General features: G+C 64.7%; 13 protein-coding genes and 3 tRNA genes. 12 read left to right on the top strand and 4 right to left on the bottom strand.

Annotation, left to right across the window (positions count from 1 at the left end):
- Positions 1–45: 45 nt before the first annotated feature.
- A complete protein-coding gene (gene rarD, locus AD89_RS0100550) occupies positions 46–957 on the bottom strand; it encodes an EamA family transporter RarD (RefSeq protein WP_025776662.1) in 912 nt (303 codons plus the stop codon).
- A 179-nt stretch (positions 958–1,136) separates the two neighbouring features.
- Between rarD and AD89_RS0100545 the strand changes: the two genes are divergently transcribed.
- Both AD89_RS0100545 and AD89_RS0100540 read left to right on the top strand, forming a co-directional pair.
- The gene (locus AD89_RS0100545) at positions 1,137–2,555 is read left to right on the top strand and encodes an FAD-dependent oxidoreductase (protein ID WP_025776661.1); all 1,419 of its coding nucleotides are present in this window, start codon (positions 1,137–1,139) and stop codon (positions 2,553–2,555) included.
- 313 nt (positions 2,556–2,868) lie between these two features.
- Positions 2,869–3,795: a GTP pyrophosphokinase gene (locus tag AD89_RS0100540; protein WP_025776660.1), complete on the top strand. Its 927-nt coding sequence runs from the start codon at positions 2,869–2,871 to the stop codon at positions 3,793–3,795.
- A 95-nt stretch (positions 3,796–3,890) separates the two neighbouring features.
- On the opposite strand, the gene AD89_RS20075 is transcribed toward AD89_RS0100540, so the two are convergent.
- The gene (locus AD89_RS20075; protein ID WP_025776659.1) at positions 3,891–4,382 is read right to left on the bottom strand and encodes a YajQ family cyclic di-GMP-binding protein; all 492 of its coding nucleotides are present in this window, start codon (positions 4,380–4,382) and stop codon (positions 3,891–3,893) included.
- Positions 4,383–4,542: 160 nt separating this feature from the next.
- Here AD89_RS20075 and AD89_RS0100530 point away from each other — a divergent pair.
- A tRNA-Tyr gene (locus tag AD89_RS0100530) sits at positions 4,543–4,624 on the top strand.
- 294 nt (positions 4,625–4,918) lie between these two features.
- Positions 4,919–5,449 (top strand): J-domain-containing protein, encoded by a 531-nt coding sequence (locus tag AD89_RS0100525; protein ID WP_025776658.1) that lies wholly within the window; start codon positions 4,919–4,921, stop codon positions 5,447–5,449.
- A gap of 87 nt (positions 5,450–5,536) precedes the next feature.
- Here the strand turns inward: AD89_RS0100525 and AD89_RS0100520 are convergent, their stop codons facing one another.
- Together AD89_RS0100520 and AD89_RS0100515 are read right to left on the bottom strand one after the other, a co-directional pair.
- Entirely contained in the window at positions 5,537–6,751 is a 1,215-nt protein-coding gene (locus AD89_RS0100520) for a M20 metallopeptidase family protein (protein ID WP_025776657.1), read from the bottom strand.
- 64 nt (positions 6,752–6,815) lie between these two features.
- A complete protein-coding gene (locus AD89_RS0100515) occupies positions 6,816–7,988 on the bottom strand; it encodes a hypothetical protein (protein ID WP_025776656.1) in 1,173 nt (390 codons plus the stop codon).
- A gap of 149 nt (positions 7,989–8,137) precedes the next feature.
- On the opposite strand from AD89_RS0100515, the gene AD89_RS0100510 reads away from it, so the two are divergent.
- From AD89_RS0100510 to AD89_RS0100475, 8 genes are all read left to right on the top strand, one after another.
- Positions 8,138–8,938, top strand: a complete 801-nt coding sequence (locus AD89_RS0100510; protein ID WP_025776655.1) for a glycerophosphodiester phosphodiesterase — start codon at positions 8,138–8,140, stop codon at positions 8,936–8,938.
- A 134-nt stretch (positions 8,939–9,072) separates the two neighbouring features.
- Positions 9,073–9,145, top strand: a tRNA-Thr gene (locus AD89_RS0100505).
- Between the two features lie 27 nt (positions 9,146–9,172).
- A tRNA-Met gene (locus tag AD89_RS0100500) sits at positions 9,173–9,246 on the top strand.
- A 150-nt stretch (positions 9,247–9,396) separates the two neighbouring features.
- Positions 9,397–9,999 (top strand): TetR/AcrR family transcriptional regulator, encoded by a 603-nt coding sequence (locus AD89_RS19090; RefSeq protein WP_025776654.1) that lies wholly within the window; start codon positions 9,397–9,399, stop codon positions 9,997–9,999.
- Positions 10,000–10,063: 64 nt separating this feature from the next.
- Positions 10,064–11,524 (top strand): MFS transporter, encoded by a 1,461-nt coding sequence (locus tag AD89_RS0100490; protein WP_025776653.1) that lies wholly within the window; start codon positions 10,064–10,066, stop codon positions 11,522–11,524.
- An 81-nt stretch (positions 11,525–11,605) separates the two neighbouring features.
- Complete coding sequence (locus AD89_RS0100485; protein ID WP_155807323.1) at positions 11,606–12,898, top strand: metal-dependent hydrolase family protein; 1,293 nt, start codon at positions 11,606–11,608, stop codon at positions 12,896–12,898.
- A gap of 17 nt (positions 12,899–12,915) precedes the next feature.
- Positions 12,916–14,424 (top strand): amidase, encoded by a 1,509-nt coding sequence (locus AD89_RS17825; RefSeq protein ID WP_197021689.1) that lies wholly within the window; start codon positions 12,916–12,918, stop codon positions 14,422–14,424.
- 77 nt (positions 14,425–14,501) lie between these two features.
- A complete protein-coding gene (locus AD89_RS0100475) occupies positions 14,502–15,692 on the top strand; it encodes a M20 metallopeptidase family protein (RefSeq protein WP_081770286.1) in 1,191 nt (396 codons plus the stop codon).
- Positions 15,693–16,160: the final 468 nt, after the last annotated feature.

The raw sequence follows: 16,160 nt of genomic DNA, 5'->3' as shown, positions 1-16,160 counted from the left end.
CCGCCGTCAGGTAGCAATAGAGGGGTGTCGGGGTTTCGTTCCCGGTCAGCGGCGTCGGCTGTGGCGGATCATGTCCGTGCACAGCAGGATCACGGCGATCCAGATGACGAAGAAGCCGATCCAACGAGTCGTCGACATCATCTCCCCGAGCACCGTGACGCCGAGGGTGAATTGGATGGTCGGGGTGAGGTACTGGAGCATGCCGACCCAGGACAGGGGGATGCGGCGGGCGGCGGCGCTGAAGAGGATGAGCGGGATCGCGGTGGCCGGGCCGGTGATGATGATGACGAAGACGTGCCAACCGCCGAACCCGCTGAACGTCTGCAGACCCAGCGAGCCGAGGACGATGAGGTAGATCGCCGAGGGCACGGCGAGGACGAGGCTTTCGACGGCCATGCCTTCGAGCGCGCCGACTCGGCTGCCGACCTTGTTCTTCACCAGTCCGTAGAGGCCGAAGGACAGTGCGACGGTGAACGCGAGGTACGGGACGCGGCCGAGGCCGATGCCGACGATGATGACCGCGAGCAGACCGAAGCCCACCGCAGTCCACTGCAGGGGCCGCAGCTTCTCGCCGAGGAAGATCACGCCCAGGCCGATGGAGATGAGCGGGTTGAGGTAGTAGCCGAGCGAGATCTCGACGAGTTGGTTGGTTTCGACCCCGTAGATGAACGTCGTCCAGTTGATGGCGATGAGCACCGAGGCCAGCAGCAGAACGCCGAAGAGGCGCGGTGAGCGCAGAATCCGCCAGGTGCGCAGGAAGCCGCCGGTGAAGATGAGGAGGATCGCGCAGAAGACCAGCGACCAGATGACTCGGTGGGAGACGAGCTCGAGTGCGCCGGTGGGTGCTGCGGCCGCGAAGAGCAGCGGCATCACACCCCACAGCAGGTAGGCGGAGAATCCGTTGATCAGTCCGGCACGGCGTCTTGCGCTCTCATCGGGGGCAGAGTTCTGGCTCACGGGTTTCAGTCTAGTGAGGACAGGCTGCGGGGCAGACGGCGGTACCGCCGGTGAGACTGCGGCGTGTGGATGACCGCTGTCTGCTGCTCGGCCGGTGACGATGCGAGTTTGGTCACGTCATTGTAAGGATGACCTACATTGACGATAGACTCGATGGGAATGAAAAGAGAGGTGTGAGAATGACTCGTCCCTTCCGGGTGGCCATCGTCGGCGCCGGTCCTGCTGGGATCTACGCGGCCGACCTCATGACGAAGGCAGAGCGCGACTTCGATCTGAGCATCGATCTCTTCGATCGCCTGCCGACTCCCTTCGGACTCGTCCGCTACGGAGTCGCTCCCGACCACCCGCGGATCAAGGGCATCATCAACGCCCTGATCAAGGTCCTCGACCGAGGCGACATCCGCCTGTTCTCCAACGTCGATTACGGAGTCGACCTCCACCTCGAAGAGCTCACCGATCGCTACGACGCGGTGATCTTCTCCACCGGCTGCTTCGTCGACGCCGCACTCGATCTGCCCGGCATCGATCTGCCCGGATCCTACGGGGCCGCGGACTTCGTCAACTGGTACGACTCGCACCCCGACGTCCCGCAGTCCTGGCCGCTGGATGCGCAGCGCGTCGCCGTCATCGGCAACGGCAACGTCGCCCTCGACGTCGCCCGCGTGCTCGCGAAGCAGGCCGACGATATGCACACCACGGAGATCCCCGATCACGTGTACGAGGGGCTGAAGTCCTCGCAGGTCACCGATGTCCACATCTTCGGCCGTCGCGGACCGGCCCAGGCGAAATTCACCCCGCTGGAGTTGCGTGAACTCGGCGCAGTCAAGGACGTCGACCTCATCGTCTACCCGGAGGACTTCGAGTTCGACGAAGGGTCGATGCAGGCGATCGAGTCGAGCAACCAGACCAAGCAGGTTGCGAAGACGCTCACGGACTTCACCATGCGTGAACCCACCGGAGCGAAGCGGCGTCTCCACCTGCATTTCCTGCACGCACCCGTCGCCATCCTCGGCGAGGACACGGTGACGGGGCTGCGCACCGAGCGGATGGAGCTCGACGGCTCCGGCGGTGTCAACGGCACCGGCAGCTTCCACGACTGGGAGATCGACGCCGTCTACCGTGCCGTCGGATATGCGGGCACAAAGCTGCCGCAGCTGCCCTTCGACGACCGCAAACGCGTGATCCCGAACCATGAGGGCCGCGTCGTCGACTCCGATGATCAGACCACGGCTGCCGAAGCCGATGTCGTTCAGGGCGTATACACCACGGGGTGGATCAAGCGAGGACCCGTCGGGCTCATCGGCCACACCAAGGGCGATGCGCTCGAGACCATCGGCCACGTCCTCGACGACCGTGCCGCAGGTGTGCTCACCGATCCGGTGTACCCGGACGAATCGGCCATCGTCGACCTCCTCGAATCCAAGGGCGTCGACTTCGCCGATTGGGAGGGCTACCACCGCGTCGAGGCCGCTGAGAAGGCGGCCGGTGAGACCGAGGGGCGTGAGCGGATCAAACTCGCTACCCGTGAGGCGATGCTCGCCGAGGCGCGCGGCCACGTCACGGCCGAATCCGTCGGCCAGCCGTCCGCCGGCAGCTGAAAAGTTCAAAGCAGTTCGCGCCGTTCGAGCGCCATGCATGACTGCGGCGCCTCTAGGGGCGGAGGCACCCGCACCGTCAGTGCCGTGCCCTACACCTCGCGACATATCCTCCACTCCGGTGGCCACCAGGCACCGGCAGTGACTTCTCTTCCCGATGCAACGGGTGGACGAGTCGCTGCCGGTGTCTGATGCTTCCACCGCGTAGAGTCGGAGACGTCCAGACCACGCCAGCGCACACCAAGTCACGCCCGCGCGCAGCAGATCGCACCAGCGAGCGTGGACCATTGCGCTGAAGGCCGGCAGAGGAGACCGCGTGAGAAACGAATCGCAGCTCAAGACGATCGTCGAACGTGCCTATGCCGAACGGCTCAACGCTTGGCAGACGGCGGCGGTGCGGATCAAACACTGGCTGACCGAACAACAGAAGGGCCTGCTCAAGGACAAGGACATCTCCCGCCTCGACGTCGACGGTCATCGGATCAAGGACGCGGCACGGACCTTGGCGAAGCTGACGGAGAAGGCCGACGACGATCCGGATCTGACGATCACCTCCGCCGAGGATGTCGAAGACCAGATCCGCGACATCGTCGGCGTCAAGGTGCTGTGCAAATCACCGCGTGATCAGTCGATGATGTTCGCCGCGCTGCGCGATCCCGATCAGCTGGGCGCGTTCGAACTCATCGAGTGGAAAGACTATACGGACCCGCCGAAGGCCAGCGGCTATCGCGCCTGCCACGTCATCCTGCGCATCCCGTCTGACCAAGGGCCGCCGGTCTTCGCCGAGATCCAGGTCAAGACCCGGCTCCAGGACGCCTGGAGCGAACTGACCCATGAGGACATGTACAAGCCCGGCGCTGCGATGAAGCCGAGCAAGCTGCACGGCGAATTCGCCCGTGCCATGGCGAACATGCTCGCGACCGTCGATGATATGGCCGATACCCTGGCCGTCGAGCTCACCGCGCTGACGAACCCGGAACCCGTCGTCGAGCTCGACGAACTGCGGGAACAGGACACGGGCATCGACGTCCGGGTCCGCGCGACCGGCCCGAAATATGCGCTCGCCGTCGACGGCTCGGGACGGCAGGGTCTCATCCCAGCCTTCGCCATTCGTCGCCTCAGCGGCCAGAAGGGCACCATCAAGGTCAACGATTTCATCCACCTCGATGATCGCCTCCGGGCCAGTGTCGAAGAGGACTCGAAGGGTCTGTACTACATTCCGCTCGAGCTCCCCGAACACTGACCGGCCTCTTTCGGGTTACGGCGTTACGGGCGAATACGACACCGGCCCGGTCCGCACTCAGCAGTGCGGATCGGGCCGGTGTGGTGCGCTGGCAATCAGCGGTAGTTTGTAAACTGCAGGTCGACGTCGAGGTCCTGTCCCTTGAGCAGAGCGATGACTTCCTGCAGGTCGTCGCGCTTCTTCGAGCTCACGCGCAGCTCATCGCCCTGGATCTGCGCTTTGACGCCCTTGGGGCCCTCGTCGCGGATGATCTTCGAGATCTTCTTCGCATTGTCCTTGTCGATGCCCTCCTTGAGGGACGCGTCGATGCGGTGCTCCTTGCCGGAGGGGTACGGCTCTCCGTCTTCGAGGGACTTCAGTGAGATTCCGCGCTTAACCAGCTTCGACTGGAAGACGTCGAGGATGGCCTTGACCCGGTCCTCGCTGTTGGCCTTCATCTGCACGGCTTCCCCGCTCCAGGCGATCGACGCATCGGTGCCGCGGAAGTCGTATCGGGAGTTGATCTCCTTGGCCGCCTGATTGAGCGCGTTGTCGGCTTCCTGACGGTCGACCTTGCTGACGATGTCGAATGAGGATTCGCTGGCCATGAATGCTCCTTTGTCTGCAATCGGTGGTGCCCGTCTGAAACGGGCGAGGCTGGTGCCCCCGAGTCTAGTCGAGGCCCCGAATTGTGATCTGCGTCTACCGAGTTGGTGATTCGGGTCCGAGCCTTGTATTCTTTTTAGGTGCTCATCGAGCGCTGACTGCGGCAGATTGCCCGAGCGGCCAAAGGGAGCTGACTGTAAATCAGCCGGCATTGCCTTCATAGGTTCGAATCCTATATCTGCCACGCAGAAGGAAGCGGCCCCGTGACTTGTGGAAACACAAGACGCGGGGCCGCTTTCGTTGTCTCGCGGCACCGACGTCGGGAAAGTGGGTCGCATTCGGACATCTGCGCAAAAATCTAGGTCAGCATCGGACCTTTCCAGCCCCGGAGAATATCCGATGGTGGCCTAATTTTTGGGCAGCGGTCGATCGCATTGAAGTCCTTGCGGACCGCGTGCCGCGACGCCTACCGTGTGAGGACATGACGCGGATCAGGACGTCGGTCGCGACCCGGATCCGCCCGAGGAGAGGCGAGACGATGAGCGAGGATCCGAGTGACGAAGAATCGCCTCAGCGCTTGAATTCGCTCGAGGACCGCAACGCTGTCGTCGAATCCGCTCTCGACCGAGCTATCAAGCGCGGGGACTTCGACGATCTGCCGGGCCTCGGCAAACCGCTGACCGGTCTGCACGGCTCATCCGATCCCGACTGGTGGATCAAGCAGAAGATGGATTCCGAGGGCATCAACGGTGTCGCTCCGGCCGCCTTCCAGCTGCGCAAGGAGAACGCCGTCCTCGAGGACACCGTCGACGCCTTCACCGAAGAATCTGACGTCCGCGACTACCTCGCCGGCTTCAATGCCCGGGTGCGGGAGGCCGTGATGGATCTGCGCGAGGGCCCGCCCGTGTTCACTCCGCCCCGCGACGTGGAAAACGAGGTCGCCGCATGGCGGCGGCGTCGGAATGCGAAGAAGAACGACTCCGTCACCGAGGCGGAACCGGGGGATCAGCCCGTCGATCCGGAGTCGGTGGGTTCACCTCGGCGATGGTGGCATCGTTTCCGTCGCTGAAGCGGGATCGGGCATCGGCAGCCACATCAGCTGGACTCCGCCGCGCACGCCGCACGCCGCCGTGCAAGCCGCCGCGCACGCTTGCGGCTAGACCGTGTGCGTCTCCTTCGCCAGGCGTTCGACCGCCAGGTGGGCCAGGAGCGCCGCCTGATCGCCGAGCACCGAATCGTCGAAGATGACGAAGGGGGAGTGGTTGTTTCCCTGTCGTTCCGCGGGAACGTCCGTGCGTTCGGCACCGAACATGAGATACGTGCCCGGGACTTCGCGGAGGACGAATGAGAAGTCCTCGCTCGGCATGATCGGCTGCTCGAGGAGCTGCACCCGGTCCTCGCCGAGGAATCCGCGGAGTTCGTCCATCGCCCACGCGGTCTCGTCGGCGTCGTTGACCGTGACCGGATATTGGACGGCGAAGTCGACCTCCGCGGTGCATCCGTGGGCCGCGGCGATGCCATCGGCCAGCTGCTTCGACCGGGTGCGGACGATGTCGAGTGATTCGTCGGACAGCGTACGCACGGTCGCGCCCATGGTCGCCGAGGCGGGGATGACGTTGATCGCGTCCGAGGCGTGCAGCTGGGTCACGGACATTGCGATCGGGTCGAAGACGTCGATGCGGCGGCTGACCATGTTCTGCAGCGCCGTGACGAGCTCGGCCAGGGCCGGCACCGGATCGACCGCGGTCTGCGGTTGGGAACCGTGACCGCCGCGACCGTGAATGGTCACCCGCAGGGTGTTCGACCCCGCCTGCAGAGTTCCCGGCCGGGTGGCGGCCACGCCGCGCGGGCCCGGGTACACGTGCGCTCCGAACGCGGCTATCGCCCTCGTGCCGGAGGCGTCGAGCACGCCTTCGTCGATCATCACCGACGCTCCGTTGCAGCCTTCCTCTCCGGGCTGGAACATAAAGACGACGTCCCCGGCCAGCCGGTCGCGATGCGCGTGGAGCAGTCGCGCGGCTCCGACGAGACCGGCCGTATGCAGGTCGTGTCCGCAGGCGTGCATATGTCCGTTCGTCGAGGCGAACGGCTCATCCGTCTCCTCGGTCACCGGGAGGGCATCCATGTCTCCGCGCAGCAGCACTGCTGGAGCGGCGGCCGGTCTGTTCGGATGCGATCCGCGCAGGACGGCCACCACCGAGGTGGTGCCCACACCCGTGGTCACCTCGAGATCGAGTCCGGACAGGGCGTCGAGGACCGCAGCCTGTGTGCGGGGCAGGTCGAGGCCGACCTCTGGGAACGTGTGCAGGGAACGTCGCAGCTCCTGCAGCGCCGGGAGCAGAGCCCGGCCATCGGCGAGCAGATCGTGCATGGTGGCCTTTCCGGTGGGGAATCAGCGTCGTCGGGGCGAGGGCCCCTGGCAGTCGGCAGAGTGGTCAGAGCAGGCTGACGAGCACGCTGGCGATGACGACGGAGCCGGCCGACACCGAAGTGAAGCCTCCGACGAGCATGGGCGGAAGCATGACATTGAGCAGCGCTTCCTTCTCATCGTCGTCGCGGGCGATGGACCGGGCGACCTCATTGGTGAGCAGATAGTCGGCTGGGAAGCCGTACATCGCTGTCAGCGCCACCGACATTCCCAGCGGGGCCTTCCAACGCAGCAGCTTCGTAGCGATGAAGCCGCCGATGACGATGCCGGCGCCGCCGACGACGAGGATGGTGATCGTCGGCAGGAACGCGTTGATGACGTCCTGCACGGACGCGGAGACCAGCGGGGCCATGACGATCGCGATGACGCCGGCCATGGCGACACCGAAGGAGTTCGACCGCTCCATGGCTTTGTCCGGTGAGAGGCCGATCGCGGCCGCGGCGATGCCGAGCAGGAGGGCGAGGATCGAGGACGGGATGTGCGTGGGCACGGCCAGCAGCGTTGCGATCGATCCGCCGACGAGGATGAGGAAGAGCATGAACAGCTGATTGTCGACGAGGAAGGACGGCAGGGTCACGAGCTTCTTCTTCTGCGCGGCCTCCTCTTCCTCTTCGTGATGGGCGGCGGCGAGCTCGTCGAGTTCGCCGCTGTCGCGCAGCTTCGTCGCATAGCGGCGGAGCAGGAAGTTCGTCAGCGGCATCGACGGCAGGGATTGGAGCATGAGCACGAGCGCGGGGAGGACGATGATCGCCGAGGCGGCCCCCTGAGCCGTGAGCCCCTCGGTCGTCAGACTGGTGGCGACGATGCCGCCGGCCAGCGGTCCGGAACCGGCGACGAAGGTGTCGAAGCCGAAGATCGGGGCGACGACTGCGAGGATGAGGAGGACGGCGACGAGCATGCCCGAGAGGGCGATGATCACCGAACGCCACTGCTTGGCCATCACCCGCAGCGGGATGAGCGTGCCCATATGGAACAGCAGCGGAGCGACGAGGATCGTGTAGATCTGCACGAGCATCGAATCGTCGACGATCGACTCCGGAACGATGCCGATCTTGGCGAAGACGAAGATGCCGAGCATCGCGACCAGCAGACTGGGGATCCGCGCTTTCGACCAGATCGAGACCAGCTCGCCGAGAGCGATGAAGGCGAGGACGATTGCGGCGGCGAAGATGGCTTCCATGGACGTTCCTTACAGCTATTGAGTGGACCAGCTCACAAGATACTACGTCGCGGGCCGCGCTCGGAGGTTTCGACGAGATTTCCTGATAGCCGGGACTTGACCGTTGCGGCGGGGCGACGGTCATCGAGGGCAGGGCATAGGCTGAAGGCATGAGTTTTCTGCAGTTCCTCCACGAACGAGGCATCGTTGAACGTCCCGGCGCGGGGCGCCGGCCGCTGGTGATCGCGCATCGAGGGTATTCGGCGGTCGTGCCCGAGAACAGTTTGGCCGCGGTCGATGCCGCGCGAGCCCTCGGCGTTGATTTCATCGAGGTCGATACCTCGACGAGCGCCGACGGGGTTCCCGTGATCCTGCACGATGCGGATCTGGACCGGACCACCAACCGCAAAGGCCCCGTGGCTGGCCTGACCGCCGAGGAGCTGTCGTTCGTCGACGCGGGATCATGGATGGGCCCCGGATTCCACGGAGTGCGGATCCCCACCTTGGCCGCCGTCATGCGCGACATCCAGCACCGAGGCGGCGAACTCCTGCTCGAACTCAAGGGGGAGTGGTCCTCCGGTGCGGTGGCGCGGATCGCCGAACTCGTCGTCGAGACCGGCATCGCCGACCGCATGATCGTCCAATCGTTCAATATCGAAACGCTTGAGACCTGTCGGGATATGCTGCCGATGGCGGCTCGCTTCCTGCTGCGCATGGTTCCCAAGCCCGAGGACATCGAAATCGCTCGCGAACTCGGAGCGGTGGCGATCAATCCTTCGTACAAGGGATTCACGATGCGCAGATCGGTGGTCACCGAGATCATGGACAACGACCTCGGCGTCTTCGTCTGGACTGCTGACGAGATGAACGAGTGGCGGGAGCTCCTCACCGCCGAGGTCGACGGGATCATCACCAATCATCCCGGTCGTCTGCAGGGCTTCCTGGCGGGGCGCTTCGACCCGGTGCAGTAGGGGTCTCTTCTGGCGGTGAGGGTGACTCTGCGCCGTCTGCGGAAGTGGACAGCGCGGCGCAGAGTGCCTGTGAGCGACGTCACCGAATCCCGATTTGCCCCGGCCGCGCAAACCCGTGTAAATTCTTACCTGTTGCCCCGATAGCTCAGTCGGCAGAGCATCTCCATGGTAAGGAGAAGGTCAAGGGTTCGATTCCCTTTCGGGGCTCTCGTGCCGCCTAGAATGCGGCGCTGGGGCGGGGTAGCTCAGCTGGTTAGAGCGCACGACTCATAATCGTGAGGTCGGGGGATCGAGTCCCCCTCCCGCTACTTCAGAAGCTCCCCACCAGACCAAATGGTCATGGTGGGGAGCTTTTCTCATGCTCGAAACCGTCCGACTTCGAGGGTCGGCTCTTCGGCTTCATTTCGAAACGAAACGTTGTGTTGCGGAATTGTTGTGACGTATGCAATGCTCTGAATATGACTGAGAGCACAACGAAGGGCAGGCCCCTCGACGACGACCTGACCCGACGTGTTCTCGCCGCCGTGCGCTCGCAGCTCGAAGACTCCGGTTTCGTGAATCTCAACATCGAGAAGATCGCTTCGTCCGTCGGATGCGGCAAGACGACGATCTACAGAAGGTGGCCGACCAAACCAGAGCTCGTTGCGGCCGCCATCGTCGACGGACTCAAGCTGGGCGATATGCCGGACACCGGTGACGTCGTCGAAGACCTCGTCGAACATGCGTGGCAGAATCTTGAGAACTTCCGCCGGTCGAAGGAGGAGGCAAAGAACAACGGGCTGCTGTTGGCGATGTTCAACATGGACGTCATCCCGATAATCTCCGATTCCTTCATGAAGGTTCGCCACGCCATGGGACGCGAAATCCTCTCCAGGGCGGTCGAGCGCGGTCAGATGAGCGACGAGGTGGATCAGGACGCCATCATCGACGCTCTCGCCGGCTTCACACTCTTCCGCGTCACGCTCAAGCCGGACCTGAAGGCTCATGACGACGAAGAGCTCAGAGGCACCTACCGCAGCCTCGTCCGTTCGCTCATCGGGAGAGCACCGGAGCCCCGCTGACCACACCCCTTCGCGACGACCAAACAGTTGCCGCGCCAAACCGAAGCACCGCGAAAGGACCACGATGACCGTCACCGAATCCGGGCTGGCCGGAAGGTCGAACAAGCGAATCCTCGCCGTCGTCGGATTCCTCGTCTTCGTCGAATTCTCCAGCGGATTCCTCCAGGGGTACTACCTGCCGCTGCTCGACGCAGTGCGCGACCACCTCGGCGTCTCCGATGCCTCCATCGCCTGGTTCATCACCGTGCAGACCCTCGCCGCGGGAGTCTGCGTCCCGATCCTGTCCAAGCTCGGGGACATCTTCGGCCACCGCCGCATTCTGCGCATCGGCATCGTCACCGTCCTCATCGGCACCGTGCTCGTCGCTTGGGCCCCCAGCTATCCTTTGGTCCTGCTGGGTCGCGTCCTGACCGGACCGATCGCTGTCTGGCTGCCTCTGGAATTGGCCATCGTTCACAACCAGATCCAAGGCGAGACCGCACGTCGTGCGATCGGCATGCTCATCTCCGCCCTGACGATCGGCGCTCTGATCGGATCGCTTGCCGCTGGGTTGTTTTCCTCCCTGCTGCCGTCGATGGCTGCTCAGCTGATGGTCCCGGTTGTCATGGTCGCCATCTCGGCCGTCTTCGTCTGCACGCTCGTCCCTGAGTCGACCGCGCGCACCTCACCGGTCATCGACTGGCTCGGCTTCATCCTGCTTGCGCTGTTCATGCTGGTACTCCTTGCCGGAATCAAGGCCGTGACCTCACAGGTGAGCCTCGGCGCCGCACTCATCGCTGCTGCGATCGTCCTCACCGGGGTCTTCGTCTGGTGGGAGCTGCGCACCGGCTCTCCAGCACTCAATCTGCGTGTGCTCACCTCGAACCGCCTCTGGCCGGTGTACGTCACGTCGTTCCTCTTCGGAATGGTCCTCTTCGGAACCCAGAGCATCACGACGACCTTTCTCGCGGGCCGACCGGAACTGGTCGGATACGGGTTCGGACTCAGCGCCGGAACGATCTCCCTGATCAATGGGACGAACATGCTCCTCGCCGCCGTCGGCGCCGCTGTCTACGCCTACATTGCGAAAGGCATCTCGCTCAAGGGCGTTCTCATCCTCGGCTCGGGGACCATTGCGATCTCTCAGCTGCTCCTCATCGTCGGCCATGCTTCGTTGCCGCTGGTCGTCGTTGGCATCGCCCTCGCCGGCTTCGGGTCCGGACTGCTCCTCGGCGGCCTCCCCGCCGCGACCACCGAGGCTTCTCCCGCCGACGAGACGGGAATCGCCACCGGAGTGTACAACTCCGTCAAGACACTCGGGGGAGCCCTGGCCGGAGCTGTCTTCGCTCTCATCCTCGGACTGTTCATCATCCCCGAGGCCGGGGCCTCCGGAGTGGGAGGCTACATCTCCATCTGGGTGATCTGCGCAGCTGCTACGGGCCTGTGCCCAGTGCTCCTCGCCCTCATCCGCCCGGAGAAGAAACCGGCCGCGCCGACGTCGGTCCCAGCTACCACAGCAGCCGGCCAGACATCACAAAGCGTGTGAAAGTCACCAGACCGCATCGGCAGCTGACCGATCAGACCAGCGCTCCACGCTAACGAGCGCCTCACCACCGAAAGGAACACCATGTCCACTGCCCAGCTCCCTTCAACCATCCCCGGCGCCGACCACCTGCTGCTGCGCGGGGCCACCCTCATCGACGGCACTGGGGAAGCCCCGGTCGCCGCTGCCGAGATCGAGGTCAGGGACGGACGGGTGGTCTATTCAGGACCGGCACGTGAGACCGCACCCGCCGGTGCCACGCTCGTCGATCTGAGCGGAAAGACAATCCTGCCCGGGTTCATCGACGCCCACGTCCACTTCGGAATGTCGATCGAGGATCAGCCTGCCGACGCGGGCCGCTTCGAGTCAGAACGAACTTTCAGAGCAGCGCTCAATGCCCGGAAGACGCTCATGGCCGGAGTGACCACGGCCCGCGACCTCGGCGGACTCGACCGCGGCTACCGCGATGCGATCGCGGCCGGACTCATCCAGGGGCCGCGCACCCATCTCGCCCTCGTGCCACTGTCGCCGACCGGCGGACACACAGACTTCACGATGCCCAACGGACGTGCGGTGCCGATGCACATGCCGGTCGACCCGATCATCGACACCGACGACGATGTGCGGCGGACGATTCGCCTCCTGGTCCGGAGCGGAGCCGACGTCATCAAGGTCTGCACGACAGGAGGCGTATCCAGCCCGTCAGACACCCCCGATGATATCGGCGTCCCCGAAGAACACGTGCGACTCATCGTCGCCGAAACAGCGAAGCGAGCCGGACAGCCCGTCGCCGCACATGCCCAAGGTGCCGAAGGCATCAAAGCCGCCATCCGCGGCGGTGTGAGGTCTGTCGAACACGGCTACGGAATCGACGATGAGGGCATCGACCTCATGCTCGAGCACGGAACCTTCCTCGTCCCGACCCTCAGCAGCGCTTTGCGTGTGCCCGACCCGGCAGCGGTTCCCGGCTACCTGTATGAGAAGAAGGTGAAGTGGTCGGCAATCGCCCGCGAGCGCGTCGCCGCCGCACTGGCAGCCGGAGTCAAGGTCGCACTCGGCACTGATTCGGGCGTCTGCCCGCACGGTGAGAACCTCCGCGAACCCGTCCACTCAGTCGAGCTCGGCCTGACGCCGATGCAGGCGATCGTCGCCGGAACGAAGAGCGCCGCCGAACTGCTCCGCCTCGACTCCGACCTGGGAACCCTCGAAGAGGGCAAGCTCGCGGACTTCATAGTCATCGACTTCGACCCGCTCGAGGACATCACTCCGCTGGCGACTCCGGACAACGTCAAGGTCGTCGTGCAGGGTGGGGCAGTGGTCAAGGACACCGCAGCATGGTTCGATTCGGCACCGGTCCGGCCACGGCTGGCACAGTGACCACGCAGACATCCGCTATGGCCCTGGACCTGACGGCGCAGATCGAGCAGATCAGGTCCGGGACCGAAACGGCCGAGGCACATCTCGCTGCCTCATTCACCGTTGCCGATGAGGTGAATGACCGCATCGGTGCGATCCTCGAGCGCTTCGACGACTCCGCGGCGACGGCATGCCGCAGCACTGAGACAGCCGGGGGCGTGCTCGCCGGACTTCCGCTGGGAATCAAGGCGAACATCGCCGTCGCCGAGGCGGTCCCGACTTCACAGAGCCGCGTCTTCGATCAGGGCTTCCACCAGGGCAGGGACTCCGAGGTCGTCGCCCGCCTAAGACGGGCCGGGGGAGTCATCGCGTACACAACGACGATGGTCGAACACGCTGCCGGTCGCCCTGATCCTGCGCTCGGGTTTCCGATTCCCCGCAACCCCTGGGACCCGACGCGCTGGCCCGGGGGCTCGAGCTGCGGAACGGCGATCGCGATCAGCCTCGGAATCATCTCCGCCGGCCTCGGCACCGACACCTCCGGAAGCTGTCGGATCCCCGCCGCCTACTGCGGCGTGACGGGACTGCGACCGGCCTCCGGTTCGCTGCCGATGGACGGCATCATGCCGGCCGCGCCGAGCCTCGACATCGTCGGCCCCATGGCCAGAAGCGCCAGGGACTGCCGCCTGCTCCTGGAAGTGATGCGCAGCAAATCCGTCGGCTCCTCACGAGGCGGTCAGACACCGCGCGTCCTCGTTCCGCGGCAGGTCGTCGACTCGCCGCGGATCTCCGCCGAGGCAGCCGCTGCGTTCGATCGTGCGCTGGAGACGCTCGGGACCGTAGGACTCGAAATCGTCCCTATCGATCTGCCCTATCTCGATCAGCTCATCTCAGCGACGCTGACGATCATGCTCCGCGAGATGTACGTTGTCCACCGTGATCGCCTGGTCTCGCGCTGGAGAGACTACGGTCGATCCTTTCGTCGGCTCGCCCTCGTCGGTGCGCTGGTCTCGGACGAGGCCTACGCAGCCGCACAGTCCTCGGCTGCGCAGCTGCGGGGACGACTCGAGGACCTCCTCGCCGAGGCCGCCGTGCTTGCGCTTCCGGCCTGGCCCTCGTCCGCGCCGCCCTATGTGTTCAGAGGTGGAACACCGCAGGACGAGTGGAATCTGACCGCGGCCTTCTGCGCCTCCGGAAACCCGGCACTGGCCGTCCCGATGGGCTTCGACGATGCGGGACTGCCGTTGTCATTGCAACTCGTCGGGTCCACATCGGATAGGACGGGTACGCAGGCCGCGACGGTCGGGGAGAACGCGATCCTGAACGTCGGCGAACTCTTCCAATCGCACACCGATCACCACCTGCGCCTGCCTCACCCGGACCTGGACATCCCCCTGCCACCGATTCCCGACCCTGATGAGGGCATCGACGAGTACACGAGCGCACCCGAACTGCCCCCGCAGCTCACGGGACTCGGCGTACCCCTGACCCGAGCTGACGAAGTGATGCTCGGCCACCTCGTCGACATGCTGTTCCCACCACCATGAGCCCTGTTCCTCGGTCAGAACGCACGACCTCCGCGACCGCACCGGTCAACGAACCCCAAGAACAGAAAGACACCATTATGACGATCGACTTCACCGCCGAATCCTCAGGTCTGAGCGCGGAACTGCGCGAACTGCGTCGCGATCTCCACCGCAACCCCGAAATCGGCCTCGAGCTGCCATACACACAGAAGCGGATCCTTGCGGCCCTCGAAGGGCTTCCGCTCGAGATCACCCTGGGCAAAGACCTCAGCTCGATCGTCGCGGTGCTGCGCGGCGGACAGCCCGGCCCCACGATCCTGCTGCGCGGGGACATGGACGCCCTGCCTGTCGCCGAGACCACCGGACTCGACTTCGCCTCGGACAACGGTTTCATGCATGCCTGTGGGCACGACCTCCATGTCTCCGGACTCGTCGGTGCAGCAAAGCTGCTCGTTGCCCACCAGGCCGAGCTGCGCGGGACCGTGGCCTTCATGTTCCAGCCGGGAGAAGAAGGCATGGGCGGAGCGAAGATCATGCTCGACGAGGGAATGTTCGAGACCATCGGTCAGACACCCGATGCCGCCTATGCGATCCATGTCGCTCCCGGAGTGCCGGGAACCTTCGTCTCCCGACCCGGCACGATCATGGCCGGTGCGAACACCCTCCACGTGACGATGCACGGCAGAGGCGGACACAGCTCACGACCACAGGACGCCGCCGACCCAGTCCGTCCCATCCTCGAGTTCGGACAGTCCCTCTACTCGATGATCACGGGATCCTTCAGTGTCTTCGACCCCATCGTCGCCGAAATCACCCAGCTCACCGCCGGCACCGCAGTGAATATCATCCCGGAGACCGCGAGCCTCGGCGCCTCGGTGCGCACACTCTCTGCCGAGTCGACGAAGAAGTTCCCGGAACTGGCCACCAGGCTCGCCGAATCGATCGCGGACGCGCATGGCTGCCGGGCCGAAGTCGTCTGGAACGAACAGTATCCGGTCACCGTCAACGACGCCGCCGAAGCACACTTCGTCGCAGACACGCTCACCGAAGCGTTCGGCCCCCAGCGATTCGTAGAGGCTCAAGACCCGGTGATGGGGTCCGAAGACTTCTCCTACGTGCTCGAGCAGGTGCCCGGAGCTTTCCTGTTCTTCTTCGTCACCCCCGAGGGGACCGACCCGGAGACCGCTGCGACCAACCATTCGCCGGAGGTGCTCTTCGACGACGCCTACCTGCCGGATCAGGCTGCTGCACTGGCCACGCTCGCGTGGAAGCGGTCGCTGGAGGACTGAAGGCCGAGCCCCGGCCTCGACTCTTCACGGGCAGCGGATCACCGAAAACCAGATATCCGCGTGAAGCCTCATTGCAATACCTCTGGGAAACATCCGTAGATTTCGGAGGCCGGGAGGTCTAGGCTCGAAGCGTCCATCGCCCCGAGGAGCTCGGGTCCGAGCTGCTCTTCCCTCAGGATCCGGACGAACAATGGGCCGGCGGAGCGTTAGGTCCTGCGGACTTCGCCTTCGATGATGACGGATCACAGCCATGCACGGCTGCCACTTGGGCGCTCAAGGACCTGAGCGAACGGGCTGTGGCTGGGCGCGGACGTCGAGGGACTCCTCGACTGGTTCCTCGACCGCCAGCTGCCCGACGGCGAATGGAAGAGGCGGTGGAGCCGATCCGCACACGACGATCCGCTGACGGCACCTGGAATCACCACCATCGTCTTGACGGTCACGTCTGGCTCCATGTCGACGCCCCGG

Origin of the sequence: Brevibacterium sp. VCM10 (genome assembly GCF_000583215.1) — a bacterium.
GTDB lineage: Bacteria > Actinomycetota > Actinomycetes > Actinomycetales > Brevibacteriaceae > Brevibacterium > Brevibacterium linens.
The sequence above is the reverse complement of the archived record's forward strand: the minus strand, read 5'-3'. Positions and strand labels throughout refer to the sequence as shown.

What these genes read in the sequence shown, in the direction of transcription:
- AD89_RS0100525 (WP_025776658.1), top strand. Translation starts at nt 4,919, where the DNA reads ATGAGCGAGGATCCGAGTGACGAAGAATCGCCTCAGCGCTTGAATTCG.
- AD89_RS17825 (WP_197021689.1), top strand. Translation starts at nt 12,916, where the DNA reads ATGGCCCTGGACCTGACGGCGCAGATCGAGCAGATCAGGTCCGGGACC.
- AD89_RS19090 (WP_025776654.1), top strand. Translation starts at nt 9,397, where the DNA reads ATGACTGAGAGCACAACGAAGGGCAGGCCCCTCGACGACGACCTGACC.
- AD89_RS0100545 (WP_025776661.1), top strand. Translation starts at nt 1,137, where the DNA reads ATGACTCGTCCCTTCCGGGTGGCCATCGTCGGCGCCGGTCCTGCTGGG.
- AD89_RS0100475 (WP_081770286.1), top strand. Translation starts at nt 14,502, where the DNA reads ATGACGATCGACTTCACCGCCGAATCCTCAGGTCTGAGCGCGGAACTG.
- AD89_RS0100510 (WP_025776655.1), top strand. Translation starts at nt 8,138, where the DNA reads ATGAGTTTTCTGCAGTTCCTCCACGAACGAGGCATCGTTGAACGTCCC.
- AD89_RS20075 (WP_025776659.1), bottom strand. Translation starts at nt 4,382, where the DNA reads ATGGCCAGCGAATCCTCATTCGACATCGTCAGCAAGGTCGACCGTCAG.
- AD89_RS0100520 (WP_025776657.1), bottom strand. Translation starts at nt 6,751, where the DNA reads ATGCACGATCTGCTCGCCGATGGCCGGGCTCTGCTCCCGGCGCTGCAG.
- AD89_RS0100490 (WP_025776653.1), top strand. Translation starts at nt 10,064, where the DNA reads ATGACCGTCACCGAATCCGGGCTGGCCGGAAGGTCGAACAAGCGAATC.
- AD89_RS0100515 (WP_025776656.1), bottom strand. Translation starts at nt 7,988, where the DNA reads ATGGAAGCCATCTTCGCCGCCGCAATCGTCCTCGCCTTCATCGCTCTC.
- AD89_RS0100485 (WP_155807323.1), top strand. Translation starts at nt 11,606, where the DNA reads ATGTCCACTGCCCAGCTCCCTTCAACCATCCCCGGCGCCGACCACCTG.